22 protein-coding genes and 1 pseudogene are annotated in these 22,774 nt (G+C 61.5%); 13 read left to right on the plus strand and 10 right to left on the minus strand.

The annotated features are described in order from the left end of the window. Positions 1-263 precede the first annotated feature (263 nt). From IHQ72_RS14290 to IHQ72_RS14300, 3 genes are all read left to right on the plus strand, one after another. Entirely contained in the window at positions 264-2,675 is a 2,412-nt protein-coding gene (locus IHQ72_RS14290) for a phosphoketolase family protein (RefSeq protein WP_258123014.1), read from the plus strand. After that, positions 2,675-3,847, plus strand: a complete 1,173-nt coding sequence (locus IHQ72_RS14295; RefSeq protein ID WP_258123015.1) for an acetate/propionate family kinase — start codon at positions 2,675-2,677, stop codon at positions 3,845-3,847. The genes IHQ72_RS14290 and IHQ72_RS14295 overlap by 1 nt, the downstream gene beginning before the upstream one ends. Before the next feature lie 108 nt (positions 3,848-3,955). Continuing rightward, entirely contained in the window at positions 3,956-4,291 is a 336-nt protein-coding gene (locus IHQ72_RS14300) for a hypothetical protein (protein ID WP_258123016.1), read from the plus strand. A 360-nt stretch (positions 4,292-4,651) separates the two neighbouring features. Here the strand turns inward: IHQ72_RS14300 and IHQ72_RS14305 are convergent, their stop codons facing one another. Both IHQ72_RS14305 and choX read right to left on the minus strand, forming a co-directional pair. Beyond that, positions 4,652-5,497, minus strand: a complete 846-nt coding sequence (locus IHQ72_RS14305) for an alpha/beta fold hydrolase (RefSeq protein ID WP_258123017.1) — start codon at positions 5,495-5,497, stop codon at positions 4,652-4,654. Beyond that, entirely contained in the window at positions 5,494-6,426 is a 933-nt protein-coding gene (choX, locus tag IHQ72_RS14310; RefSeq protein ID WP_258123018.1) for a choline ABC transporter substrate-binding protein, read from the minus strand. Before choX ends, IHQ72_RS14305 begins: the two co-directional genes overlap by 4 nt. Positions 6,427-6,530: 104 nt before the next feature. On the opposite strand from choX, the gene betI reads away from it, so the two are divergent. Further along, the gene (betI, locus tag IHQ72_RS14315; protein ID WP_258123019.1) at positions 6,531-7,163 is read left to right on the plus strand and encodes a choline-binding transcriptional repressor BetI; all 633 of its coding nucleotides are present in this window, start codon (positions 6,531-6,533) and stop codon (positions 7,161-7,163) included. 202 nt (positions 7,164-7,365) lie between these two features. On the opposite strand, the gene IHQ72_RS14320 is transcribed toward betI, so the two are convergent. Next, positions 7,366-7,596, minus strand: a complete 231-nt coding sequence (locus IHQ72_RS14320) for a hypothetical protein (RefSeq protein ID WP_258124098.1) — start codon at positions 7,594-7,596, stop codon at positions 7,366-7,368. Here IHQ72_RS14320 and IHQ72_RS14325 point away from each other — a divergent pair. Further along, positions 7,552-7,722, plus strand: a pseudogene (locus tag IHQ72_RS14325) (transposase domain-containing protein); the annotation flags it as partial. The gene IHQ72_RS14320 and the pseudogene IHQ72_RS14325 sit on opposite strands and share 45 nt — an antisense overlap. On the opposite strand, the gene pdxR reads toward IHQ72_RS14325, so the two are convergent. Continuing rightward, entirely contained in the window at positions 7,674-9,167 is a 1,494-nt protein-coding gene (gene pdxR, locus IHQ72_RS14330; RefSeq protein ID WP_258123020.1) for a MocR-like pyridoxine biosynthesis transcription factor PdxR, read from the minus strand. The pseudogene IHQ72_RS14325 and the gene pdxR sit on opposite strands and share 49 nt — an antisense overlap. Before the next feature lie 171 nt (positions 9,168-9,338). Between pdxR and IHQ72_RS14335 the strand changes: the two genes are divergently transcribed. From IHQ72_RS14335 to IHQ72_RS14350, 4 genes are all read left to right on the plus strand, one after another. Further along, a complete protein-coding gene (locus IHQ72_RS14335) occupies positions 9,339-9,971 on the plus strand; it encodes a LysE family translocator (RefSeq protein ID WP_258123021.1) in 633 nt (210 codons plus the stop codon). A gap of 11 nt (positions 9,972-9,982) precedes the next feature. Beyond that, positions 9,983-10,912 carry a dihydrodipicolinate synthase family protein gene (locus IHQ72_RS14340; protein WP_258123022.1) on the plus strand — a complete coding sequence of 310 codons (930 nt, stop codon included), beginning with the start codon at positions 9,983-9,985 and terminating at the stop codon, positions 10,910-10,912. Between the two features lie 24 nt (positions 10,913-10,936). Next, on the plus strand, positions 10,937-11,578 hold the full coding sequence (locus IHQ72_RS14345; protein ID WP_258123023.1) for a LysE family translocator: 642 nt from the start codon (positions 10,937-10,939) through the stop codon (positions 11,576-11,578). 68 nt (positions 11,579-11,646) lie between these two features. Continuing rightward, positions 11,647-12,288: a ThuA domain-containing protein gene (locus IHQ72_RS14350; RefSeq protein WP_258123024.1), complete on the plus strand. Its 642-nt coding sequence runs from the start codon at positions 11,647-11,649 to the stop codon at positions 12,286-12,288. A 256-nt stretch (positions 12,289-12,544) separates the two neighbouring features. Here IHQ72_RS14350 and IHQ72_RS14355 read toward each other — a convergent pair whose 3' ends face one another. From IHQ72_RS14355 to IHQ72_RS14365, 3 genes are all read right to left on the minus strand, one after another. Beyond that, entirely contained in the window at positions 12,545-13,207 is a 663-nt protein-coding gene (locus tag IHQ72_RS14355) for a DUF6064 family protein (protein WP_258123025.1), read from the minus strand. Then, positions 13,208-14,125, minus strand: coding sequence for an aldo/keto reductase (locus tag IHQ72_RS14360; RefSeq protein ID WP_258123026.1), 918 nt, complete (start codon positions 14,123-14,125; stop codon positions 13,208-13,210). 183 nt (positions 14,126-14,308) lie between these two features. Beyond that, positions 14,309-14,767 (minus strand): hypothetical protein, encoded by a 459-nt coding sequence (locus tag IHQ72_RS14365; RefSeq protein WP_258123027.1) that lies wholly within the window; start codon positions 14,765-14,767, stop codon positions 14,309-14,311. 225 nt (positions 14,768-14,992) lie between these two features. On the opposite strand from IHQ72_RS14365, the gene IHQ72_RS14370 reads away from it, so the two are divergent. Beyond that, positions 14,993-15,898 carry an ABC transporter substrate-binding protein gene (locus IHQ72_RS14370; protein WP_258123028.1) on the plus strand — a complete coding sequence of 302 codons (906 nt, stop codon included), beginning with the start codon at positions 14,993-14,995 and terminating at the stop codon, positions 15,896-15,898. A gap of 640 nt (positions 15,899-16,538) precedes the next feature. After that, a complete protein-coding gene (locus IHQ72_RS14375) occupies positions 16,539-18,701 on the plus strand; it encodes a coiled-coil domain-containing protein (protein WP_258123029.1) in 2,163 nt (720 codons plus the stop codon). 996 nt (positions 18,702-19,697) lie between these two features. On the opposite strand, the gene IHQ72_RS14380 is transcribed toward IHQ72_RS14375, so the two are convergent. Continuing rightward, positions 19,698-19,877: a hypothetical protein gene (locus IHQ72_RS14380; RefSeq protein WP_258123030.1), complete on the minus strand. Its 180-nt coding sequence runs from the start codon at positions 19,875-19,877 to the stop codon at positions 19,698-19,700. Continuing rightward, entirely contained in the window at positions 19,868-20,554 is a 687-nt protein-coding gene (locus IHQ72_RS14385; protein ID WP_258123031.1) for a C45 family autoproteolytic acyltransferase/hydrolase, read from the minus strand. Before IHQ72_RS14385 ends, IHQ72_RS14380 begins: the two co-directional genes overlap by 10 nt. A 134-nt stretch (positions 20,555-20,688) precedes the next feature. Here IHQ72_RS14385 and IHQ72_RS14390 point away from each other — a divergent pair, with 134 nt between their 5' ends. Beyond that, positions 20,689-21,621, plus strand: coding sequence for a GntR family transcriptional regulator (locus IHQ72_RS14390; RefSeq protein WP_258123032.1), 933 nt, complete (start codon positions 20,689-20,691; stop codon positions 21,619-21,621). A gap of 153 nt (positions 21,622-21,774) precedes the next feature. On the opposite strand, the gene IHQ72_RS14395 is transcribed toward IHQ72_RS14390, so the two are convergent. Then, positions 21,775-21,960, minus strand: a complete 186-nt coding sequence (locus IHQ72_RS14395) for a hypothetical protein (RefSeq protein ID WP_123148072.1) — start codon at positions 21,958-21,960, stop codon at positions 21,775-21,777. Positions 21,961-22,276: 316 nt separating this feature from the next. On the opposite strand from IHQ72_RS14395, the gene IHQ72_RS14400 reads away from it, so the two are divergent. Continuing rightward, a complete protein-coding gene (locus tag IHQ72_RS14400) occupies positions 22,277-22,711 on the plus strand; it encodes a hypothetical protein (protein ID WP_095489126.1) in 435 nt (144 codons plus the stop codon). Positions 22,712-22,774 lie beyond the last annotated feature (63 nt).

Here is a 22,774-nt window from a genome sequence, read left to right on the forward strand (position 1 = left end):
GTCCTCCGCACTGATTGTCCCCAATCGCGCCCAACGGCTCCCCGGCGACAATCCCTCGATCGGCGTGCGCTCGGCTCGGCAGCGCTTGATCTCATTTCGGCGGCTCGTCTCCTTAACCGTTGGCGAGCTTCCAGGTTCCTGCAAAAAGAGCGATTGGCGGGCGCAAATGGCGGCTCCAGCCGAACTTATTTCCGTGAAAATCCTTTCTCCGGGGCGATCTCACTCCAGATATCGACGAGCGAACGCATTCTGGAGACGTTTCGATGAACGACGAAGCTCGGACCACCGCGCAGCCAACAGGCCTTGATCAGGTCAATCTCATGGACCGCTATTGGCGCGCCGCGAACTACATTTCGGTTGGCCAGATCTACCTGCTCGACAATCCGCTGCTGCGCGAGCCGCTGAAGGCCGAACACGTCAAGCCGCGGCTGCTCGGCCATTGGGGCACGACACCTGGCCTCAATTTCATCTACGTCCACCTGAACCGCGTTATCCGTGAACGCGGTCTCGACGTTCTGTTTATCTGCGGCCCAGGTCATGGCGGCCCGTCGATGGTCGCAAACACGTGGCTCGAGGGCACCTACAGCGAGATCTATCCCGAAATCGGCCAGGGCGAAGATGGCCTGAGAAAACTCTTCCGGCAATTCTCCTTCCCTGGCGGGGTGCCAAGCCACGCTGCTCCGGAAACGCCCGGCTCGATCCATGAAGGCGGAGAACTGGGATATGCGCTGGTCCATGCTTTCGGCGCGGTTTTCGACAATCCCTATCTGGTGGTCGCCTGCGTCGTCGGCGACGGCGAAGCGGAAACCGGTCCGCTCGCGGCGGCATGGCACTCCAACAAGTTCCTCAACCCGGCATCCGACGGCGCCGTGCTGCCGATCCTGCATCTCAACGGCTATAAGATCGCCAACCCGACGATCCTTGCCCGCATGGATGACGTGGAATTGCGAAGCCTGTTCGCCGGCTATGGCTACGAACCGTTTTTCGTCGAAGGTCACGAGCCAGTTCCCATGCATCGGTTGATGGCCACGAAGCTGGACACCGCGCTCGACAGAATCCGCTCGATCCAGAAGCGAGCCCGTGCTTCGGGCTGGCAGGGAGAGCGTCCGCTGTGGCCGATGATCGTGCTGCGCAGCCCGAAGGGGTGGACCGGACCGAAAGAGGTCGACGGCAAGAAGGTCGAGGATTTCTGGCGCTCGCATCAAGTGCCGGTGTCGAACGCTCGCGGCAACGAAGGACACCGCAAGATCCTCGAAGACTGGATGCGGAGCTACGAACCGGAAAAGCTGTTCGACAAAAGCGGGCATCTGATTCCAGAGCTGGCGGCGCTTGCGCCAACCGGCTCCCAGCGCATGGGCACAACCCCATACGCCAATGGCGGATTGCTGAAGCGTGATCTCGAGCTTCCCGATTGGAGAAGCCTGGCGCTCGATGTGCCGCGTCCGGGAGGTGCCAAGGCCGAGGCGACGCGGGTTCTCGGAAGCTATCTCCGCGACGTCGTACGCCTGAATGCGCAGGCCAGGAATTTCCGGCTGATGGGGCCGGATGAGACATCCTCCAACCGCCTTGACGACGTCTTCGAGGTCACGAACCGGGTCTGGATGCAGCGGATCGAGCCCTATGACGTCCACCTCTCCCGTGACGGCCGCGTCATGGAAGTGCTCAGCGAGCATCTTTGCCAGGGTTGGCTGGAGGGCTACCTGCTGACCGGCCGCCATGGCCTGTTCTCATGCTACGAGGCGTTCATCCACATCGTCGATTCCATGGTCAACCAGCATGCGAAATGGCTGAAGACATCCCGCGAGCTTGCCTGGCGCAAGCCGATCGCCTCACTCAATTACCTGCTGACCTCCCATGTCTGGCGGCAGGATCACAACGGCTTCAGCCACCAGGATCCGGGCTTTGCCGATTTCGTCGCCAACAAGAAGGCCGATACGGTCAGGCTCTATTTCCCGCCGGATGCCAACACGCTGCTCTGGATCACCGAGCATTGCCTGAAAACCTACAACCGCATCAACGTGATCACCGCCGGCAAGCAGCCAGCGCCGCAATGGCTGTCCGTCGAAGACGCAGAAGCGCACTGCAGGGCGGGGGCGGGGACCTGGGAATGGGCCGGGACGGTTGCCAAGGGCGAGGATCCGGATGTGGTCATGGCCTGCGCCGGCGACGTGCCGACACTGGAGACGCTCGCTGCAACGGATATTCTGCGTTCGGCGCTTCCGGACCTGAAGGTTCGCGTCGTCAACGTGGTCGACCTGATGACGCTGCAGTCGAATTCAGAGCATCCGCATGGCCTCGCCGATGAGGATTTCGACGCACTGTTCACGAAAACCAAGCCAGTCATCTTCGCCTATCACGGCTATCCCTACCTCATCCACCGCCTGACCTACCGACGCGCCAACCATGACAACATGCATGTGCATGGTTTTCGCGAAGAAGGCACCACCACGACGCCGTTCGACATGGTCGTACTCAATGAACTTGACCGTTTTCACCTGGCGCTCGCCGCGATCAAACACGTACCTGGGCTCGCCGAACGTGCGAAAGGCCTTGCTGCCGAACTTCAAGCGAAGCTTGTGGAACATAGGGCCTATGTCCGCGAGTACGGCGAAGACATGCCCGAGGTTCAGGAGTGGAACTGGCCGGAGAACAGCGCGACGAAGGCTGGCGATTGATGCGACACGCAATTCTTGCACTGAACGCCGGCTCCTCCAGCATCAAGTTCGGACTATACGACCTTGAACCCTCCGCGGAACTGCAACTTGTCTCGCGTGGCAAGCTGGATCTGGGCGATGCGCCGAGGCTCAGCGCGAAGGCGGCCGATGGAACAGTGCATTGTGATCGGCCGCTTGCCGGAGACGCGCGCAACGCGGGCATCGACGCGTTGCTCGATTGGATCGAGAGCGAACTTGGCGGCAGGAAACTAATCGCCGCCGGCCATCGCATCGTGCATGGCGGGCGCGAGTTCGTCGAACCCGTCCGTCTGACGCCTGCCGTGATCGAGGGCTTGGACAGGCTGACGCCGCTTGCTCCGCTGCACCAGCCTGGCAGTCTCGCGCCGATCCGGACACTTGCAGCGCTGCGGCCGGATCTGCCGCAGGTCGGCTGCTTCGACACAGCCTTCCATCAGACCATCGATCCGATCGTGAGCCGCTTCGCGCTGCCGCGCAAATACGATGCGGAAGGGATCCGCCGCTACGGGTTTCACGGTCTTTCCTACGAATATATCGCCGGGCGGCTCAAGGAGATATCGCCCGCGCTAGCAGCGAAGCGGACGATCGTCGCCCATCTCGGCAACGGAGCGAGCCTGTGCGCCATGCGCGACGGGAGAAGCGTCGATACGACAATGGGCTTTTCCGCACTCGATGGCCTGGTCATGGGCACGCGTTGCGGTGCCATCGATCCGGGCGTGCTTTTGTACTTCGTGCTGGAACGAGGCATCGCGGGGGACGCTCTGCAGCACATGCTTTATGAGGAATCCGGGCTGCTCGGAATATCCGGCATCTCGGGCGACATGCGCACGTTGGAAGCAAGCGACGACCCCAACGCCCGCGAAGCGGTAGACCTTTTTGCTTTCAGGGCCGCAAGGGAAGCTGCCGCGCTCGCCAACACGTTGGGCGGCCTCGAATGCCTCGTGTTCACCGCCGGCATTGGCGAGCACTCGGCGCCGGTCCGCATGGCAATATGCGAAAGGCTTCGTTGGCTTGGCGTGGCGATCGACGAGCCATCCAACGCCGCCCATGCCGAGATCATAGGCCGACCTGACAGCAAGGTCGAAATACGCGTCGTCGCGACCGATGAGGAAAGCATCATTGCCCGCCACGCGCGCGCACAAGGGAATGCTTGATAACGCAATCATCGCGCGGTTTGCCAGGGCAAGGAACCCTGCGCGTCCGCGACCGTTTCCCTTGTCTGATTACCTAAGGGAGATCTGATTACCAAAGGGAGAAATCCAATGGCCGAAACCACCAGTATGGCAGGCGCCTCAAAGGCGGCAAACGAAGCCCAGGAGGCGATGAAGAAGCAGATCGCTGAGCTTCGCCGCGAAATCACCAAGATAAATCGGACCCTTTCCGACCGCGCCGAGGAGGCACAGGGCTGGTACGACAGCGCCGCCGAACGGGCATCGCGCGCCGCCCGGCAATTGCGTAGCCAGGCGCACACCGTGACTGAAACTGTCCAGCAGAACCCAGGCACAATTTCTTCGGCGATGATGCTTGGCGGCGTGCTCGGTGTTCTCTTGGGGATTGTGATTGCAAAGAGTTCCGAGCCTGAACGGCGGTGGTTCTAGAGCATTTTGCAGCCAAACGTCTTCGTTTGGCGTCCGACAAAATGCGTAAAACAAGGAGTTAGAGCGCGGTTTTGGTTCCACCAAAACGCAAAGCGCTCTAGGGACAGATCACCACCTTGCGATGCCCAGCCTAGTGGTCAAAATCTGACACTTGGTACCGGAGCCGTAGGGCCGCTCAGGGTGGAATGTTGCCATTCGTCTCGTCGACCGGAACGAGCAGGTAGCGCCACGAGCGGTCATTCCCAGCGATGGCGCAATAACGCTTGCCCACCGAAAAGCAGCCGTCCAAAAATTAGTTGTGGCGCTCATCAGAGCTGCCTTTCGATGGGGGAGCACTTGACGCGAGTCAGTGGCTGTCGCTCATTGCGATGGCGATCCGTCACGATCGCCGGCCGCACCGGCGATCGCTGTCTCGAATTCCCGGAGTATTCTCGACACTCGCTCAGGCTGCTCCCAATGCAGATTGTGCCCACAACCGGCGAGTTCGATCATATTGCTGCGTGCCAGACAGCGCTTTAACATTCCCGCTTGCGATACGCTGAACAAAGGGTCGGCGCTTCCGTGGATAATCAGGCTGGGTTGTTTGATGATTGGGGCCTTATTTGTCAAATCGCAGCTTCGGATTTCTTCGAGAACCCGCCTCCACAGCCTTGCAGGAATTTCAGCCGCGTCCCGCGCAAGAGCGGCCAGGAATGCGGCATCGACCGGTTCCTTGCATGCGTGCCAAACGCCAAAGAACTCGTCTTCGGGATCGATCGGATCTTGCAACGATGCCACGCCCAGGCAAATTGGACTCATCTCGTCGATCTCGGGCTTCAGACATCCCGAAAGGGTCACGAGCGCGCCGACAAGGTCTGGTCGGGAAGCCGCTAACTCCATTGCCACCATCGCGCCCAGCGAGTGCCCGGCGACGAGAGCATCGCGAACCCCGAGCGCCCCCATCAGGCGAACAATGTCGTCCGCAAAATCCCCGAGGCTGTAGGCATCTTCCGGCCGATGGGAGGCACCATGACCGCGCAGATCGGGCATGATCAGGCGCATGTCCTGCAAATGCGGTTCAACCAGGGAGAAGCTCCAGCTGGAATCGGTGAAGCCATGGACAAGCACCGCCACCCGGTCGGATTTTCCCGTATCGACATAGGCGATGGTTTGCCCGCGGCCGATATCGATATGCCGCTTGCGCGACTCCCACTCCGGACAACTCATAGTCCGAGGGTGGCCTTGACCGCATCGAGGCCCGGCTTGCCATCAAAGGTTGTGACGTTGGTCAACCATGCATCGAGGCGCTGCGGATCGGCTTTGATCGCCGCGCGGGCTGCCTCGTCCGGCGCCATCCCGTCATTAATCAGGAATCCCATGCCCTTGTTCTCGAAGTCGATATCGAAACCCAGGTTCTTCAGCAACTGACCGGCATTCGGGCACTCTTCCAGATAGCCTTTTCTCACCTGAGTGCTGACAGTGGCAGCGCCGAAATTGGGACCATAGAATTTGTCGCCGCCCGTCAGGTACCTGAAATCAAACGTCGTGTTCATCGGATGCGGCGCCCAGCCCTGGAAGACGATGAACTCCATGTCCTTGGTCTTGCGGGCTAGCTCCGAAAGCATGCCAACTTCGCTGGATTCGACGACCTCCCATCCTGAGAGCGCAAAATTTGGATCGGCGATCGCGTCCAGCATCAACTGGTTGGAGCCGGGTTCGATGCCGTACATCTTCTTGTCGAATTTGTCGGCAAATTCCTGCAGGTCTTTGAAATCGCGAACTCCTGCTTCCCAGACATAGGACGGCACCGCGAACGTGTATTTCGCGCCCTCAAGATTGACGCGAACCTGATCAACCGAGGTTCTATACGGCTGGTAATAAGTTTTCATGGCTGGATCCCAATAGCCGAGGAATACGTCGAGATCGCCGTTCTTGAGGCTCTCGTAGATGACATTGAGACCAAGCGTCGTGCTCTCTGCCTGATAACCCAGCGCATTGTAGAGCGTCACCCCGATGCCGGTCGTGAAAGCCAGATCATTCCAACCCGGCTCGGCCATTCTCACCTGCCGACAGCTCTCCGGATCAGCGGCCGCCGCGCCGGAGAGCGAAACAAAGAATGCGATGGCAGAGGTGCCGTAAATCAGCAAATGGCGCATGGGTTCTCTCCTTTTATTGACCGAAAAGCATGTAAATTGACCAGCTGGTCAATCATTGATCTAAGCAGGCAAGTTTGTCAATATAGCCCGGAGAGGGGCCGCTCATGAAACTCACGCGCCTAAGCGACATAAGACGGAAGGAACTGCGGAAGGCGGCCTTTGCCGTGCTGCAGCGGGAAGGCATCGCCGGTGCGACCCTCGAAAAGGTGGCAACCGAGGCCGGAGCCTCCAAGGGCATTGTGCTTCACTATTTCCACAACAAGCAGGAATTGTTCGAGCATGCGATGCGCGAAGCCAATGCCGAATTGCGTGATGCGGTCGTCATCCGCTTGCGGCGTGCCCGGACACCGCGCGAGAGGCTCGACGCTGTGATTGAGGGCAACTTCGAGCCCAGTTTCTTTCGGCCGTTGATCTGCCACGCTTGGCTGTCGCTTTGTGCCGAAGTGCCCCGCGATGATAAGCTTGCGCGCATCCAGACCGTTATCCACGCCCGTATGAGTTCAAATCTCGTCTCCGCCCTGAAGGATATGGTGGCGAAGGACGAGGCAGCCGACATAGCGCTCGGTATTACGGCGCTGATCGACGGACTTTGGCTGCGCCTCGGGTTGCAGAAGAGCGGTATTTCGAGCGAACAGGCCGTTCTGCAGGTCAGGAACTTTGTGGCCGGGCGCCTTGCGCTCGCTGCTTCTGGCCGTCCGAAGGCGCAACGTCAGCTTACCAGCACCGGCGCTTCATGAGCGCGGCCTCAAATTGTGGATCGCCTGTCTGTCGCCCCATCCAGACCTTCGAAAGATCGCTGGAAGGTCCGGGTCGGGTCATGGGCGTGAATTCAGCTGGGGGCGAACGAGCTTCCGCTTAGGGTCGGAACAGGTAATCCGTATCGGGTACCAAGCGCCAGATTTCTACCACTAGCCGCACTCAAGCATGGCTTTTGCGCTTTCAGCATCCGTTACGACGACCGTCGCCAACCCGGCCCGCCACAGCTAAAAGAATGGCATGCTTGTGCGTTCCGGCGGAGGCGATGGTGCGGCAGAGAATATTGCGGTAGTCGTCGAGCTCCGGCGAAAGCGCCTGGCCGTTGAGAGTGTGGTCGATAGGCTTGCCGTCGGCATCGGGATAGCGGCCCGGCCAATAGAACTCAACCGGAAAAACGCGCTGTTTGCGGGGCACGACACTGGAGCAAAAAACTGGGCCACCATCGCCTCGCTCGTCGAAACCTGCAAGCTTAATGGTGTCGATCCACTGGCCTACCTGACCGCAACGCTCACGTCGCAGCAGCTTACTGCATCCTCGTAAGCGCGTCGAAGGAGCTTTAGTCCTCTGTGGATTTGGCTCTCGGTAAGACTTGCGTATCCCATCACCAGGCCGAGGCACCTCCGATCCAATGTCTGATCGAAATAATGAGGTGATATGGAGTAGATGCCGACTCCGAGCGAGGCGGCTCTCTCGATGAATGATGTCGCCATAGAGGGCGGCATGTCGCGGAACCAGACGACGACGTGCAGACCGGCCTCCGCGCCTTCGACCCGAACGAGATCCCGGAATTCAGCGTGCAGAGCGTCGAGGAGCGTTGCACGTCGGCGGGCATTTTGACGACGGGCCTTGCGCACGTGGCTTTCGTAGACGCCGGTTTCCACCAGGGTCGCAAGTGCCTCCTGTTCGAGCATGGGGGCATGCCTGTCCGTCAGGCGCTTGGCCTGGGAAAAAACCTCCTGCAACACTCGCGGAATGACGACGTAGCCGATCCGGAGCGTTGGCGACAGTGTCTTCGAAACCGTACCAATATAGATGACGTTCGACGCCCCTCCAAGCGCGCGAAGCGGCGGTATGGGGTTCATGTCGAATCGATATTCGCTGTCGTAGTCGTCCTCGACGATGTAGGCCCTCTTCTCTTCCGCCCATCTTAGCAGTTGCTGGCGTCGCCCCATGGACATTACGCTTCCCAGGGGAAACTGATGTGAAGGCGTGACGTAAGCCAGCCGCGCGCCAACATCCGCCAACAAGTCCGCTCTGATGCCTTCGGCGTCAACCTCCACCGGGGCGGCGATGGCCCCTGTCATCTCGAAGACGCTCCGTGCCATCGGATAGCAGGGCTCTTCGATGGCGAACCCGTCGCCCTCATCGAGAAGGAGGCGGGCGCAAAGATCTAGTCCCTGCTGAGAGCCGTTGACGATGACGATCTCGCCCACCTCGCACCTGATGCTCCGCGCTCGCCATAGATAACCCTGCAGGGCGGTACGCAGGCGGATCAAGCCACAGGGCTCGCCATAGGATAACTTGGGCGGCCGTCCCAGCGCAGCATCGTTCATGGCCTTCCGCCAGGCAAGGGTCGGGAAGTCAAAGGCCGACATGTCGCCGTAGCGGAAGTCGGCGACGAGCTTCTCCGACGGAACCCGCATCGGAATGGCTCGGGATCGAAGCCTTTCCCCGAAAGCGGAGAGGCTGTGTGGCTCTCCGGCTGTATGAAGGACTTCTCTCGGCTCGCTGTGCGCGATCTTGATGGCCACCCGTGGCCGAGCGCCATGTCGAATGACCACAAACCCCTCGGCGGCGAGCTGTTCGTAAGCGGACGTCACAGTCGTTCGTGAGACGCCAAGCTCGACCGCCAGTGCACGAGCCGACGGAAGGACGTCTCCGCGGCCGTATACCTCCGCCACGATCTGTTCCCGCAGATCCTCATAGATCCCGCGCGCGCCCAGTCCCGATGACGAATTCTGCTTGCGGGGTGGCAACTGGACCATCGTGATTACCCAAATGAAGACGTTTCGTTGATCCAGACATTACCGGGAAAACTCAGTCAGGCAAAGGCCTGAGGGCAACTGGACCAGCACCTTTTATCCAAAAGTGGTTCTAGGTCAGGGCCAGTTGGACGGGTATTGATGATGCCAGTTTGCACCTTCCGAAGAAGTAAAATGCTGGCCGACGTCCACCAATTCATCATCGTCTTTACCGCCTACGTCATCGCTGCCGGTAGTCCCGGCCCGAGCAATATGCGCATCATGGCCGTCGCCATGAACGACGGCCGCAGGGCCGCGCTGGCAATCGCGTCTGGCGTAGTCAGCGGCTCGATCTTTTGGGGCCTGATGGCGGCGACAGGTGTCTCGGCGATCCTCAGTCGATACGCGCAGGCACTCGTGGTCCTGCAGGTGCTCGGAGGCCTATATCTTCTCTATCTCGCCTTCAAAGCGGGCAAGGCTGCGCTTTCTTCAGACAAGGATCAGCTTCGCCCGACTAACGAACGGAAGGCGACGGCGGCCACTCTCTATAAGCGCGGACTGCTAATGCATCTCACCAATCCGAAATCTATCCTGGCATGGATCGCACTGATGACGCTGGGGCTCGGTTCTGGGTCGTCGCCGTATACGGTTCTCGTGATCCTCACAGGCTGCGCGGTCCTGAGCGTCACCATCTTCTGCGGCTACGCGATCGTCTTTTCGACCGCTCCCATGATCCGCCTGTATCGGCGGGCGCGGCATTGGATCGAAGGCACGCTGGCCGTATTCTTCGGATTTGCCGGGCTGAAGCTTCTCCTGACCCGCATCTGAAAGGTTCTTTCATGTCTATCTTCCAAGGCCTTTCGGCATTCCCGATCACCCCGGCGGACGCTTCCGGCAGGCTCGATACCGCCGCCCTCGCGCGCCTTCTGAGGCGCATCGAGGAGGCGAGAGCGGACTCCATCGGACTGCTCGGCAGTACCGGCGCCTACGCTTTCCTCACGCGAGAAGAGCGTCGACGCGCCGTCGAAACGGCGATGGACACGGTCGGCGGCAAAATCCCGGTTATGGTCGGCGTCGGAGCGATCCGGACCAGCGATGCGGTGGACCTTGCCCGTGACGCGAAGGCTGCGGGCGCCGACGGCCTGCTGCTCGCTCCGGTTTCCTATACGCCGCTCTTTGACAACGAGGTCTTCGAACACTTCGCCGCAGTCGCCGACGCGGGGCAGCTCCCGCTTTGCATCTACAACAATCCCGGCACAACCAAGTTCACTTTCAGCCTGGACCTAATTTCCCGCTTGTCGAAGGTGGCGAACATTGAAGCCGTGAAGATGCCTTTGCCGTCCGGTGGTGACTTCGCTTCCGAACTCGCCTCCCTCCGGTCTGCGACCGCGTCGGCATTCAAGATCGGCTACAGCGGCGACTGGGGCGGGGCGCCTGCGCTGCTCGCCGGGAGCGACACTTGGTATTCCGTCGTCGCAGGACTTCTGCCGTCACAGGCTCTGGCCCTGACGCGAGCGGCGCAAGCCGGGGACGCCGCGACCGTCGAGCGATTTGACGCCGCCTTCGGACCGCTTTGGGCGCTGTTCAAGGAATTCGGCAGCTTCAGGGTGATGTATGTCATCGCCAAGCTTCTGAACCTCTGCGACGCCGATCCGCCACGCCCCGTCCTCCCACTGAAGGACCAGGCACGTCAGCGCGTCGCCGCCGCTCTCGACCATCTCGATGCGGTTTTCTCCGCTGGTTCCACAGTTTGTATTGAACTTCGATAGACAGTCTTTCATCAGGACATTTCCATGCTGAATTCCAACGCCTTCACCGTCTACCTGTTCACGGCATTCCTTCTGGCGATTACTCCGGGTCCGGGGATTTTCTATGTCGCCGCCCGAACCCTTTCCGGCGGCCGCTCGGAAGGAACCGCTTCGAGCCTTGGGAATGGTCTCGGCGGGCTGTTTCATGTCGTAGCCGGCAGCCTTGGCGTCTCGGCGATCGTGCTGGCAAGCGCCGAATTGTTCACGGCACTCAAGGTGGTCGGCGCGCTCTATCTGGTCTGGATGGGATACCGAACCATTCGCCATGCCAGGCTCGACTACAAGTCTCTGGGTCATTCAGAGCCGCCCGTCGGCGCAATGCGGGCCTTCAGGGATGGCGTTCTTGTGGAAGCGATGAACCCGAAGACGGCCGCATTCTTCCTCGCCTTCATTCCCCAGTTTGTCGATACATCGTCGGATCACGTTGCCCTGCAGTTCGTGATCCTCGGCGCCATCTCGGTTGCTCTTAACACGCTCGCCGATATTGTCGTGGCGTTTGCAGCCGGAAGACTTCGCGATGGCGCGGCGTCCCGTCCGAATCTCATTCGCTGTCTTCGTGAAGGCTCGGGCGGCGCTATGATCATGCTTGGATGTGGGCTGCTGCTGGCAAAGCGCCCGGTTGCTTGACCGGTTCGGCCGGCCGCACTGCCGCCGAAGGCTCGTTTTGGCGATACAACCAACTGACGGAGAAGAATATGCGGCAAGCGTTGATCGTATGGGGCGGCTGGGATGGACACGAGCCGGAAGAAGGTGCGCGCGTCGTCAAGGCGATGCTCGAAGAAGAAGGGTTTGGCGTGCGCGTCGAAACCACGACCGAGATATTCGCCGACCCCGCGATCGCCGATTTGAGTCTGATCGTCCCGATCTACACGATGGCCAAGCTTGCGAAGAACGAGGAGCTCAACCTGACAAAGGCGGTCGAGGGCGGTGTCGGCCTTGGCGGCTATCACGGCGGCATGTGCGACGCCTTTCGTGAGGCCACGGAATACCAGTTCATGTGCGGCGGTCAGTGGGTGGCCCACCCGGGCAACATCATCGACTACCTGGTTGACATCACCAGGCGCGACGATCCGATCATGAACGGCATCGATGATTTCTCGTACCGCTCCGAGCAGTACTACATGCACGTGGACCCATCGAACGAGGTGCTGGCGACCACCACCTTTTCCGGCGAGCACGCCTCCTGGATCGAAGGCGTGGTCATGCCGGTCGTCTGGAAGCGCCGGCACGGCAAAGGAAGGGTGTTCTATTCGGCGCTCGGCCATGTCGCCAAAGAGTTCGCGGTGCCGCAGATGCGAACGATATTTCGTCGCGGCCTGGTCTGGGCGGCGCGTTGAGAGCGCCGACGATTGGCTATGTTGGGAACTGGTCGCCACGCCAGGAATCCTGTCACGCCGCCGGATCTGGATTTTGGAGCCTTGTGAAGAATGGCGCCGAACCTGAAACAAAAAAACCCGCCTCGGCGGCGGGTCGTTGGCGCGAATAGGCATAGATGACTTCATAGCACGGCTGTCGGCACTAGAACAAACATGCTGCCGACACGAAATCGCTCACGAATTGCTGCCGGAGGCAAATGCCGAACGCGCCGTTGCATCACCGAGCAATGCGGCGCAGGGCCAAGGCAGCGACAGTGGTGGCCGCTGCAAGAAGCGGCAGCCAGGCTTGTGGATCGCCCATGGCATGGAGTGTCAGGCCGCTGAGCAGCAGCCACAGCAGCGGGATCGCAAACAGCAGCGGCACAAGCCCGCCGCTCGCTGCAAGCAGGACGCCGAGCGCTACGATCGCCGTCGGGTCCGGCGCGATGCCGAAGACCTCGGCGCTCGCCCATGGCCGTCCGAAGAGCGGCGGCAGGAGGGGATAAGCGACGAGGCCAACGACCGCGATCAGCAGCCCGAGCCGCCCTGCGATGTCCCTCCGGCCGAAGGCGAGGCCGCCGCGCGTGGCTCCGAACGCCAGCAGCAGCGCCTGCAGGCCGAATGCCGGCGCGACATAGGCGATCGCCCAGTTGATCACGGCATAGCGGCTCCACAGGAAGGACCAGCCGACGAAGGCAAAGAGCGCGGCGAGGATGAGCGCAATCCAGAGACCATGGCGACGCGGCCGCCGCAGCATGAGCAGGGCGATGGCAATGCCGGCGGCGAGCGTCAGGAGATGCAGCGGCCAGGAGGCGGCATTGTTCAATTCGAACAGGCGCCAGTAGACGCGTGGCGAGAAGAGCAGGAAATCTTCCAGCCGGTAGGTCCACCATTCCGACATCTAGAGGTCCCGGAAGTAGGCCGCCATCCGATCACGCATGGATGCGTCGGGGAGGGGACCGGTCGCCGCCATCACGTTCTCGCGCACATGGTCGACGCGGGTGGTGGCGGGGATGGCGACGGTGACGGAGGGATGCGAAAGAATGAACTTCAAAATGAACTGCGCCCAGGTCCCGGCACCGATCTCGGCCGCCCAAGCCGGCAGCGTCTCGCCTTGGAGCTGGCGCGTCAGCGCGCCTTGGCGAAACGGCCGGTTGACGATGACGGCCATGCCGCGCTCGGTCGCCAGCGGCAGGAGCCGTTCCTCCGCCTCGCGGTCGACGACGTTATAGGTGAACTGCACGAAGTCGAGCGGATGCGCGCGCATTATTTGTTCGAACAGGTCGTGCCGTCGTCCTTCGGACGTCGTGATGCCGACATAGCGGATCCGCCCGTCCGACTTCATGGCGAACAAGGTTTCGAGATGGGTCTCCCAGGCGACGAGGTTATGGACCTGAACGAGGTCGAAGCGCGGCACACCCCAGAAGCGGCGCGACTGCTCGATCTGCGCGGGTCCGTCGGCGGCGGAGGAGGTCCAGACCTTCTCGGCGGAAAACAGCGCTTCGGGCCGGCCGAGCTTCTCGAGGCCATAGCCGATCACGGGCTGCGAAGAGCCGTACATGGGCGAGGAATCGATCATGCGGCCGCCTGCCGTAAAGAAGGCCGCGATCACCTCGGCGCATTCGTCGCGCAGCACCGGATCGTCGCCGACATTGAAGGTGATCCAGGTGCCCAGCCCCACTGCGGGAAGCATCTCTCCCGAGGAGGGCACGGCCCGCATCACCGGCGCACGCGGCGCGCCGGGCGCGGTTCCCGGCAACACCAGAGCCGCTCCGGAAGCGGCGGCAGCCTTCACGAATGTCCTGCGGGTGATGATCATCGTCTGCCATCCCTGTACTCCCGACTCCTTGTACTCCCGACCACAAGAATGGTTCCGGGCGACCGCCTTCGCATGGGTGATCGGCGGGGAGTGCGGTCGGTCTCTGGCGACTGTTCGGAATATAGAACGTCTGCCTGAAATGGGAACGAACGGTGCAGGCCTGGGTTGCGCCAACCAGCCCGATTACCTGGAGATGGCTCCTGTCCTGACTTGATGGCGCTGGCGGGCATATGCCACGCAGCCGTCTACCGTGCTGACGCAGAGCGCATCGCGGTGGTTCGGCGTGTTGTTGTCGCCGGCGTAGGCAACCTCGGCAACACGGCCATCGACCATTCGGATTTGCGTGTTGCAATAGCCGCCAGGATCGACATTGAGCGATCCTCCAACCGTCGGGATCGCACCCACGGCCAAAGTTGGAACCACGACGTTGAGGTTGCCGCGTTGAACGGTACGCTGATAGGTCCAGATCTGGCTTCCGCCCGCATCAGCGGTAGCAGTCGGAAAGCCGGCGCACATTCGAACGTCCGCCTCGCTGAGACAGACCATCTCTTTGCGGGCTGCCGCCGTTGTGACGTCTTCCTTTGGGAGGTTCGACGTGTCGTCAGGGGCGACGCAGGACGACACGATCGAACTGCCGGCCAAGAGAACAACAACAAGGACAAGCGTTCGGATGCGGGAAGATATCATACCGACTGTGGTGATTTGCGCTGAGCCCCGAGATCCTAGTTAGGCAAGCAGACAATCGAGTCAACCTGCACGGCATCACGATGTCGTTTGTCGTGCCGCCCGGCCGACCTTGAGCTGACGGCGCCGATGCGATCGTCGCCGCGATCGAAGCCAGATGGGCCACGCGCACGCGCCGCTATCGTGCGCGACGAAAACGAGGCGAGCCGTGAGGCCTATGTCGACGAGGTGCGCTTCATGGTCATTCCCGACACGGCGGCAGCGGAGACCGCGCTGTTTGCCGGCGAGCTCGACGTCCTTCCCGATCTTGAATCATCGCGTGTCGAGGAAGCCAAGTCGCGGGGCATGACGGTGCTGTCGACGCAAGACCTGTCGTGGACGGCGATCCTACTACAAACCAAGGATCCGCTGCTGTCGCACGCCAAGATGCGCGAGGCGCTGGCGCATGCCACCGACATCAACCAGATCGCCGCCGCCCGCACCAACGGTGTCGCCACGGGAGATCCCTCGGCCGTCGCCCAGGCGAGCTCGTTCTTCGACGACGAATTCCTCAAATGGCCGGAATACGACCCGGTCAAAGCCAAGGCACTGCTGGACGAGGCCGGCTACAAGGGCGATCCGATCAAGATCCAGACCAACACGCGTTACCAGGGCATGTATGAGAACGCCGTGCTGCTGCAGGCGATGCTGACGGCCGCGGGCTTTAATGCCCAGCTCGAAGTGCTGGATTGGGCGGCACAACTCGGCAATTACCTTGCCGGCAAATTCCAGATCCAGTCCTTCGGCTATTCGGCTCGTCTCGATCCGTCGCTGATGTATGGCGTCATCCTCGGCGACAAGGCGACCGATCCGACTGCGCAGTGGGACAGCAAGGAGGCCCTCGACCTCTACACGAAGTCGATGGCCACGACCGACCCCGCTCAACGCAAGGCGCTGTTCAAGCAGCTCCATGCCCTCATGGCAAAGCATGTGCCGATCCTTGGCCTCTATTACGAGCCATCCGTCGACGCGGTGTCGCCGAAGGTGAAGGGCTATTCGGTATGGCCCGCGGCAAACCCCCGCGTATGGGGTGTCTGGAAAAGCGAATAGGAGCTGGCGATTGTCTGTCGCTCGAAGGATCGGAGGCGTGTTGCCTCCGATCTTTCGTTTGAGCTACCTGGTGGTGAAAGCCTGACGCTTGGATCCGGGGCCGTAAACCCGCTCAGGGTGGGAAGGAGACCTAAACTGCTCTCCGACGGCGCGTGTGCGCTAGGAGCGGTCGTTCGACAGCGATCCGAGCAGCAATGGCCGTTGTGCATGGCCGAAGTGCTACTGACGTTTAGTATGAGGTGACGGTTGACCGTGGAGGTCTGTGACCTAGCTTTGTGACTAGCTTAAAGCTCATACCGTCCAGAACCGGAAATGGCGGAATGTTACGCACCGTGGGAGAACTCTCGGGACATTGAGATGCAGAGGTGCAAGTCGGGTTTCAGAGCCTGTGCGCCCGTAGCGGCCGATAATCGGCGGCCACGGCATCTTCAGGTTTCGATTCAAACAAAAGTCATCTGCGCCGGCATGTCTATCAGCGCGCGACCGGCGCTCCGTCATGCAACAGCAATTCGAGCACTGGAGGGATATCGAAGCAAGTGACAGCTTTGAGAGCGATCGAAGGCTTTAGCCAGCACAAGGCGAGGGGCCGAACACCGCTTCACGAGCTTGAGAATACACCCAAGAACGCACAGGCACGGCAATGTCAAACCATCTTGCCGAAATTTACGCAAATGACGCAGATCTCGCCATCCTGGGCGGGATAGCAGCATTTGCCTCGGTGGGCCTCTATCTTGTGCTCCGGCGTATCCTTATCGCGGTGCAACGGCGTCGCCTCAAATCAGATGTGAGCGAAGGCGGATCTGATCCCCCCCATGAGGCATCTTGGGATTGGGAAAGCCCGGTCGACCTTGCAACCGAGCCTGCTTCTTCTTCTCAGGTTGCGGTGCCCTCAGACACGGCAGACCTGGATATTCGGCGTCAGGATGCCAATTGCCTTCGGTTCGGGGTGCGAATCGAGTATTTCGACGTGATCTCCGAATCTTGCGAGAGCTCGTCTGTGGCCCAGACCAACGCTTTCGCTTCCGCGACGAACATAGCGCAATCCGGCCGACTTGCGACATCGATCAGAGAAATCGCTGGCTATGTTCATAGGCAGGTGGCGGCTAATGTTGCCGCCCTAACTAGTCCAGTATTGAGGGCTCTGGGCCGTATGCCGACACAACTCGCCCTCCCGGAACGTGGGGAGCGAATTTGCGGGTCAGCATGGGACCAATTGGGTCGTAAGGCTTCCCCGCGCAAAGTTGCTCAGTTGGCCAAACCGGCGCATCGCGGCTTGAACGTCACAGCTCAAAGGGGAACGATCAGCCTGGATCCCGCCCCGACCATCGCGACGGCCTCACCTCCACGCGTTCGCAACCTGATCGGTCTTGTGCCCCGCTTGGGCGTCGCCGCAATCTGTCTGGCCGTGCCGCTTAGCTATGCGATGAGACAAAACTGGGTCGAAAGCGCCCCCGTCATTTCGCGGGCCCAAGGCACGAGTGTCGAACTGCTCAGCCCGGATTTCACGGCTGCCCGGGCGCAAGTCGGGGCAGCCGGTGCTCAGGCAGCCGCTGCAGGGGAATTGGGCGGCCAGGAGCACCGTGCGGCGGAAGGCGAGCGCGCCAGCAGCGCTGCTCTGCAGGGAGCACTCCTCGAGTCACGCAAGCAGATCGATGCGCTGAGGACAAGCATGGCAGCCGCCGACAACGCACGCGAGGAGCGATTGCGCAACGAGCTCGCGGCAGCCCGCACACTTGACGCATTGCGGCGCATAGCGGGAGATGCCCGCACAATGCTGCGCGAGGCCACCAACTATGTCTTTACGGAGATGCCCGCTGCTCATCTGGAGCGTCAGCGAGCCGAATGGCGGGCGCGCGATCTATCGCGAGCGCGGGCGAAAATTGAACAGCTTGAGGCCAAGGCCGCCGAGGATCGCGCCAAGGCCAAGGCTTCGCTGGCGCAAGCGAGCGGAATGCTCGACGACGAACGCCGGAAATCAGAGGACCTTCGTGGCGACCTCGCCGAAGTGAAACTGTCCAATGCCGCGCTCATGGAGCGCGCTTACGCGGCTGAGCAGGAACGGACCGGTGCAGTCACAGCGAGAGAACGAGTGGAGCAGACCGCAGCCGAGACGGAGGGCGCGCTGGCTCGAGAACGCGCTGCAGCAGCGTCGATTCATGAGGAGCTGAAAAAAGCTCGCCTCGAGCGCGACGCGGCTGAACAGGAACGAGCCAGAGCAGTCTCAGCGAGAAAGCGTGCCGAGCAGACTGCAACCGAGACAGCGCAGACTTTGGCATTAGAACGCGCTGCAGCAGTCTCGACGCGAGAGGAGCTGAAAAAAACTCGCCTCGAGCGCGACGCGGCTGAGCAGGAACGAGCCAGAGCAGTCACAGCGAGAGAACGAGTGGAGCAGACTGCAACCGAGACGGCGCAGGCTCTGGCACGAGAACGCGCTGCGGCAGTCTCGACCCATGAGGACCTCGATAAAGCTCGCCTCGAACGTGACGCCGCCCGAGCACTTTTGGTAGGGGTCGCCAGGCTGAAGGAGGCTCTGGACAAGCAACGTGAAGTCACTGTTTCTCTTGCCCGCGACCTGGCCGCCGCGCGCGCGGACAATGACAGGCTCAGGGCTGAGCGTCGCAGCGCTCAGATTGAGCCGCCGCTGAAGCCGCGCGCTGGCCGCTCAGCAGCCGCTGCCGGCGGGGTGAAGGCTGTCAGCCAGAAGACTGCACGCAGCAAGGTTCGCAACCCGTCGCGGATTGCCCGGGTGCGTTCTCTCACACTTCCCTATCCCCTCAGGCCAAGACAAGCGACGTTGGAGTGATTTCCAAAACGACTGTGCGGTCCTCCTATCGAAGGCCCAGGTCCTTTGGGAGGCATTGCCTCGCACCCTCTCACGACGCCGCGGATGAGTCACCCGTTCGAATTCATCCTGCTCTCGTCGGCGAGGAGTCTGCGCGATGCGCTATGTCAGCCCGATCACGCCGCCAGTCGCGTTCAATTCGCATCTGATCGGCGCCTGCCGCGTCTCCACCTTGCCTTGCCGTCCATAGTCGATGCTGACCTCAACGGGAGCCGAGATCGTATCTGGGCTCAACCGACGTATGGAACCTGCGCTGCTGACGCGCACACTGATCGCGCCAAACGGGGCGGCGGCCGACTCGATTGCATCATGGCAGGCGCGAACGACTTCATCCGGGACGCCCGGCAGCGCCTTGATTGGACTGACCGTTGATGGACTGTTGACGTCGCTGGGAGGCTGGAGGTTGGCCGGGAGGTCGAGCGACCGTCCGGCCCCTGCGGACCGGGCGACACTGACGGCAGTGGCGGCCGTAGTTGCCGCCACTGCCGCCGTTGCAGTGGTGCTGGTCCCATCGTCGTCCACCGGTGACCTACTGCTGGAGCCGCTGGGATCGCCGCCAGGTCCTTTGTGCGCGCCGCCTTTGCGGCCTTCACCGTGATGGCTGCCAGCGCTATTGCCTCCGCCACCATGGCTGCCAGCGCTATTGCCTCCGCCGCGCTCGCCGCCGGCGGCAGCTCCTGCGCAAGCTACCGCGATCGAGCAAACGAATGCGAAAAATGCCCAGCTGGATCCAGGGGATTGACGCACGACCACCTCCATAAAGTGCGTCGGTCGAACCGTCTTTCCGCGGCATGCAGTCAGGACGGCGCAACCGCCGCCACCCCCAGGCAAACTCGCGACTAAGGCGCCCACGGGAGGTAACTAGGGGATGAATCCGGTGTATCAAGGACGCGGGTACCGGGGTAGTGGCCTCGCACGGGACGCGAATTGACCGGACGGTCATGGTCGGGACCGGTCTCATGGATTGCCTCTCGATGACCATTCACCATCAAGAAGCCAGGTGTCATCGAACTCGGTAGTCCCGGCAGCCACATCGCACGATGCGATCACCGTCGTATGCGTGGCTCGCGCGCACGCAAGAACGGCGGCAAGCAAATCCCGATCCTTGCAAACATCGACATCGTCGATCAGAAGCACGGCTGCCGCTCGGACCAGCGCTCGCGCTGCCCGGATCCGGGCAGCCAGCATGGGATTAACGCTGTGAGGCGCCGGACGAAGGGAAGCGGAATTCCGATCTCGCGATAGTCGCGGTCCGATTCGAGATAGTTCGCGGTGATGCCGATGCCGGCCGCGTTGAAGCCGCTGCGCGCCAGTCCGCCGGCTTCGGTGAAGGTGAGGAGGTCCGGCCCGTCCGTTCGCCGGATGCGCAGCACCACCGAGGTCTCGGCGCACTCGGCCTTCCAATCCCAGTTCTGGCCGTGGATGAGCCTGCCGTTCCGGGTTGCCTCCGGCAGGATCGCCGCGCCCGTGCATCCGTCGGGCTCGTCGTCGGAAATGCCTTTCTCGCGCCGGGCAAGCTGAAGGATTTCGGTACGCGCATTGACCAGGACGATCGAGGACAAGTCGAGGTTGGCGCCTGACGCAATCCCTTCCATTTCCTCGACGAGATCGGGCGCCCATTGCCGCAAGCGAGGCAGGAAGATGCCGGAGAACCGCGCGACATCGTCCCGCCTGAAGCCGAAACGGTCGAGCTGGCCGGCATAGAGCGCTACCGAAGCGCCGATACGCCCGCGCGCCTGTTCGCCATAGACCATGCCGCGCGCTCTCGGCGCTCCATCGATCTCGACAAGCGGAAAAGGTGCGACTGTTGTCATCAAAGGGAAGCCTCAACTCGTCTGAGTCCGGATACTAATGCATTTTGATTGAATGAAAAGCAGGAAAATTCGCTAGATTGCCAGTTCGAACTGCGTGGCGCATATCTATAATGCGAACGCTTGAGGAAGTGCCTATGAACGAAACGATCATCGACCGGCCGGCACGCAGCGAGGTAGCCAGTCCGCTGCAGATCGATCTGGCGCGGCGGATCCTGGAGCGGATCAGGGATTCGGGCTGGACGGTTGGAACCCGCGTCTCGGTGCCGGACCTTGCCCGCGCGTTCGGCGTTTCGCGTTCCCCCGTCAGCGCGGCGCTGGAACTGCTGGTCGCCCAGGGCGTCTTAAGCCCCTTCGAGACGAGGGGGCTGCAATTGGCACGCGATGTCGCCGACCTCGACCCTGAGGATATCCTGCCCAGTTCTCCGCTCGAGGAGCTTTACTGCAGGATGATGCGGGAGCGCGCGCTCGGTCAGTTGCCCCAGGAGGTGTCCGAGGCGGAATTGATGCCGCGCTATCAGGTGTCGCGCGGCATCGTGCGCAAGCTTTTGCTCCGCTTTGCCGCCGAAGGACTGGTGCAGCGCCTGCCGGGGCATGGCTGGCGTTTTGCCGACACACTTGTCGGCGAGGACGCCTACCGGGAAAGCTATGAATTCCGGATGGCCGTCGAATGCGCGGCGCTGCGGTCGCCCATGTTCAATGCGGATCCCCAGCAGCTGGCGCCGGTCCGGCGCGCTCACGAGCGCATCCTGGCGATCGTGTCGACGGGCAAGACGCTGATCGGCGGCGACGAATGGTTCCGGATCAACGCATCCTTTCACGAAGGGCTTGCGGCCTGTTCCGGCAACCGGTTCCTGGCGGATGCGGTGCGCCAGCAGAACAATCTGCGCCGGTTGCAGGAATCGGCAGGTTTCGAGGAACTGCCGGCGGAACGCATCGAGCAGTCATGCCGGGAACATCTGGCCATCCTCGATGCTGTCGAAGCGGGCGAGATCGAATGGGCCGAGGCGCTGCTGCGCCAGCATCTACGGCAGGCCTCCGAGTTCGCTTCGCCGCAGCGCTCGATCTGATGCCTGCTACGGTGAGCATCATTCCATCATCATTCCGCGCCGCCTGAGCGCCACGCGCTCGATGGCCGCGCAATGCGCCGACACCAGCCCCCATGAGGAACTGGGCGATCTTGAGCGAGCGTCTCCCCGATCGCTTCACGCCAATCCGCTCCGTCAAATGTCGGGATTGGATGTTTTAGGACCGATTTTCAGCGGCGCATCATTTTCATCCGGATTGGGGACGGGAGCTTCGTCGGGAAGTCTGTCCGGGTCCGGCTCACGCACCGGCTTCGGTTCAGGAAGCGGCGGTGGCGTGGGCGCCGGAGTGGGCGTTGGTTCGGGAGTGGGAAGAATGGCCATGGTGTGATTTCCTTCCGCTCGCTGCACTCTGCCTTGGCGGGTCATCGACGTCGGGTGGGATTTTTGACGCCACCCGTTTCGACCGGTTTCGCTCTACGGGCTGATGGACGCAGAACGACCACGCGTGGCTATGGTTCCGATGGCAGCCTCCGATGATCCCGCAGGCATCAGGCGCTCGTGGCAGGACGGCTTCGTTAGAAAGGCGCCGTTAGAAAAGTGATCGAATTGTCCGCGCATGCGGGCCTTGTCGGCGTCGTGGAGCGCCATAATTTCCATTCAGGGTGGGATGAACTCACCTGTTGAATAGGAGGCGGCCGTGAAGCACCAAACACTTGACCAACTGCATGCCGTTGCCGACGTTCACGCTGAAGCAACAGACCTCGTGGCGACTCGAAGCCAGCGTCTCGAACGTTGGGCGAAACTGCTGGAGCAAAATCCCGATAGGCGTCTCGAAGCGCTGACGGGCACCGAATACAAATCCCCTGAGATACGCGAAAAGATGCGTTACAACGACTCGCCTCTCACGGTTGCCTTCGAGGACCCGATCTTTCGCGCACAAGGCTTGAGAGACGACACCTACGGTGAAGCCAGGCGCTTCTTCGAACTGACCGACTGGCAGTTGCACGAAATCGTCTGCCATTGCCATGTCGGCGCCACGATACGAGCGCGATGGGCTGCCTCCCGCGTCCGTGCGGCAATGTCCGAGAGGTTCGGCTTCTTCGCCTGGCTGCGAGGAACATTCATGCATTGACGCAGCATTGACGCTACGGGCATTGAAGCTACCGGCATTCACGCTAGGGGCCGGCATGTTCAG

It is taken from the genome of Mesorhizobium onobrychidis (assembly GCF_024707545.1).
GTDB lineage: Bacteria > Pseudomonadota > Alphaproteobacteria > Rhizobiales > Rhizobiaceae > Mesorhizobium > Mesorhizobium onobrychidis.

What these genes read in the sequence shown, in the direction of transcription:
- IHQ72_RS14290 (WP_258123014.1), top strand. Translation starts at nt 264, where the DNA reads ATGAACGACGAAGCTCGGACCACCGCGCAGCCAACAGGCCTTGATCAG.
- IHQ72_RS14350 (WP_258123024.1), top strand. Translation starts at nt 11,647, where the DNA reads ATGCGGCAAGCGTTGATCGTATGGGGCGGCTGGGATGGACACGAGCCG.
- IHQ72_RS14390 (WP_258123032.1), top strand. Translation starts at nt 20,689, where the DNA reads ATGAACGAAACGATCATCGACCGGCCGGCACGCAGCGAGGTAGCCAGT.
- IHQ72_RS14355 (WP_258123025.1), bottom strand. Translation starts at nt 13,207, where the DNA reads ATGTCGGAATGGTGGACCTACCGGCTGGAAGATTTCCTGCTCTTCTCG.
- IHQ72_RS14340 (WP_258123022.1), top strand. Translation starts at nt 9,983, where the DNA reads ATGTCTATCTTCCAAGGCCTTTCGGCATTCCCGATCACCCCGGCGGAC.
- IHQ72_RS14345 (WP_258123023.1), top strand. Translation starts at nt 10,937, where the DNA reads ATGCTGAATTCCAACGCCTTCACCGTCTACCTGTTCACGGCATTCCTT.
- betI (WP_258123019.1), top strand. Translation starts at nt 6,531, where the DNA reads ATGAAACTCACGCGCCTAAGCGACATAAGACGGAAGGAACTGCGGAAG.
- choX (WP_258123018.1), bottom strand. Translation starts at nt 6,426, where the DNA reads ATGCGCCATTTGCTGATTTACGGCACCTCTGCCATCGCATTCTTTGTT.
- IHQ72_RS14375 (WP_258123029.1), top strand. Translation starts at nt 16,539, where the DNA reads ATGTCAAACCATCTTGCCGAAATTTACGCAAATGACGCAGATCTCGCC.
- IHQ72_RS14335 (WP_258123021.1), top strand. Translation starts at nt 9,339, where the DNA reads ATGCTGGCCGACGTCCACCAATTCATCATCGTCTTTACCGCCTACGTC.
- IHQ72_RS14300 (WP_258123016.1), top strand. Translation starts at nt 3,956, where the DNA reads ATGGCCGAAACCACCAGTATGGCAGGCGCCTCAAAGGCGGCAAACGAA.
- IHQ72_RS14395 (WP_123148072.1), bottom strand. Translation starts at nt 21,960, where the DNA reads ATGGCCATTCTTCCCACTCCCGAACCAACGCCCACTCCGGCGCCCACG.
- IHQ72_RS14305 (WP_258123017.1), bottom strand. Translation starts at nt 5,497, where the DNA reads ATGAGTTGTCCGGAGTGGGAGTCGCGCAAGCGGCATATCGATATCGGC.
- IHQ72_RS14295 (WP_258123015.1), top strand. Translation starts at nt 2,675, where the DNA reads ATGCGACACGCAATTCTTGCACTGAACGCCGGCTCCTCCAGCATCAAG.
- IHQ72_RS14385 (WP_258123031.1), bottom strand. Translation starts at nt 20,554, where the DNA reads ATGACAACAGTCGCACCTTTTCCGCTTGTCGAGATCGATGGAGCGCCG.
- pdxR (WP_258123020.1), bottom strand. Translation starts at nt 9,167, where the DNA reads ATGGTCCAGTTGCCACCCCGCAAGCAGAATTCGTCATCGGGACTGGGC.
- IHQ72_RS14360 (WP_258123026.1), bottom strand. Translation starts at nt 14,125, where the DNA reads ATGATCATCACCCGCAGGACATTCGTGAAGGCTGCCGCCGCTTCCGGA.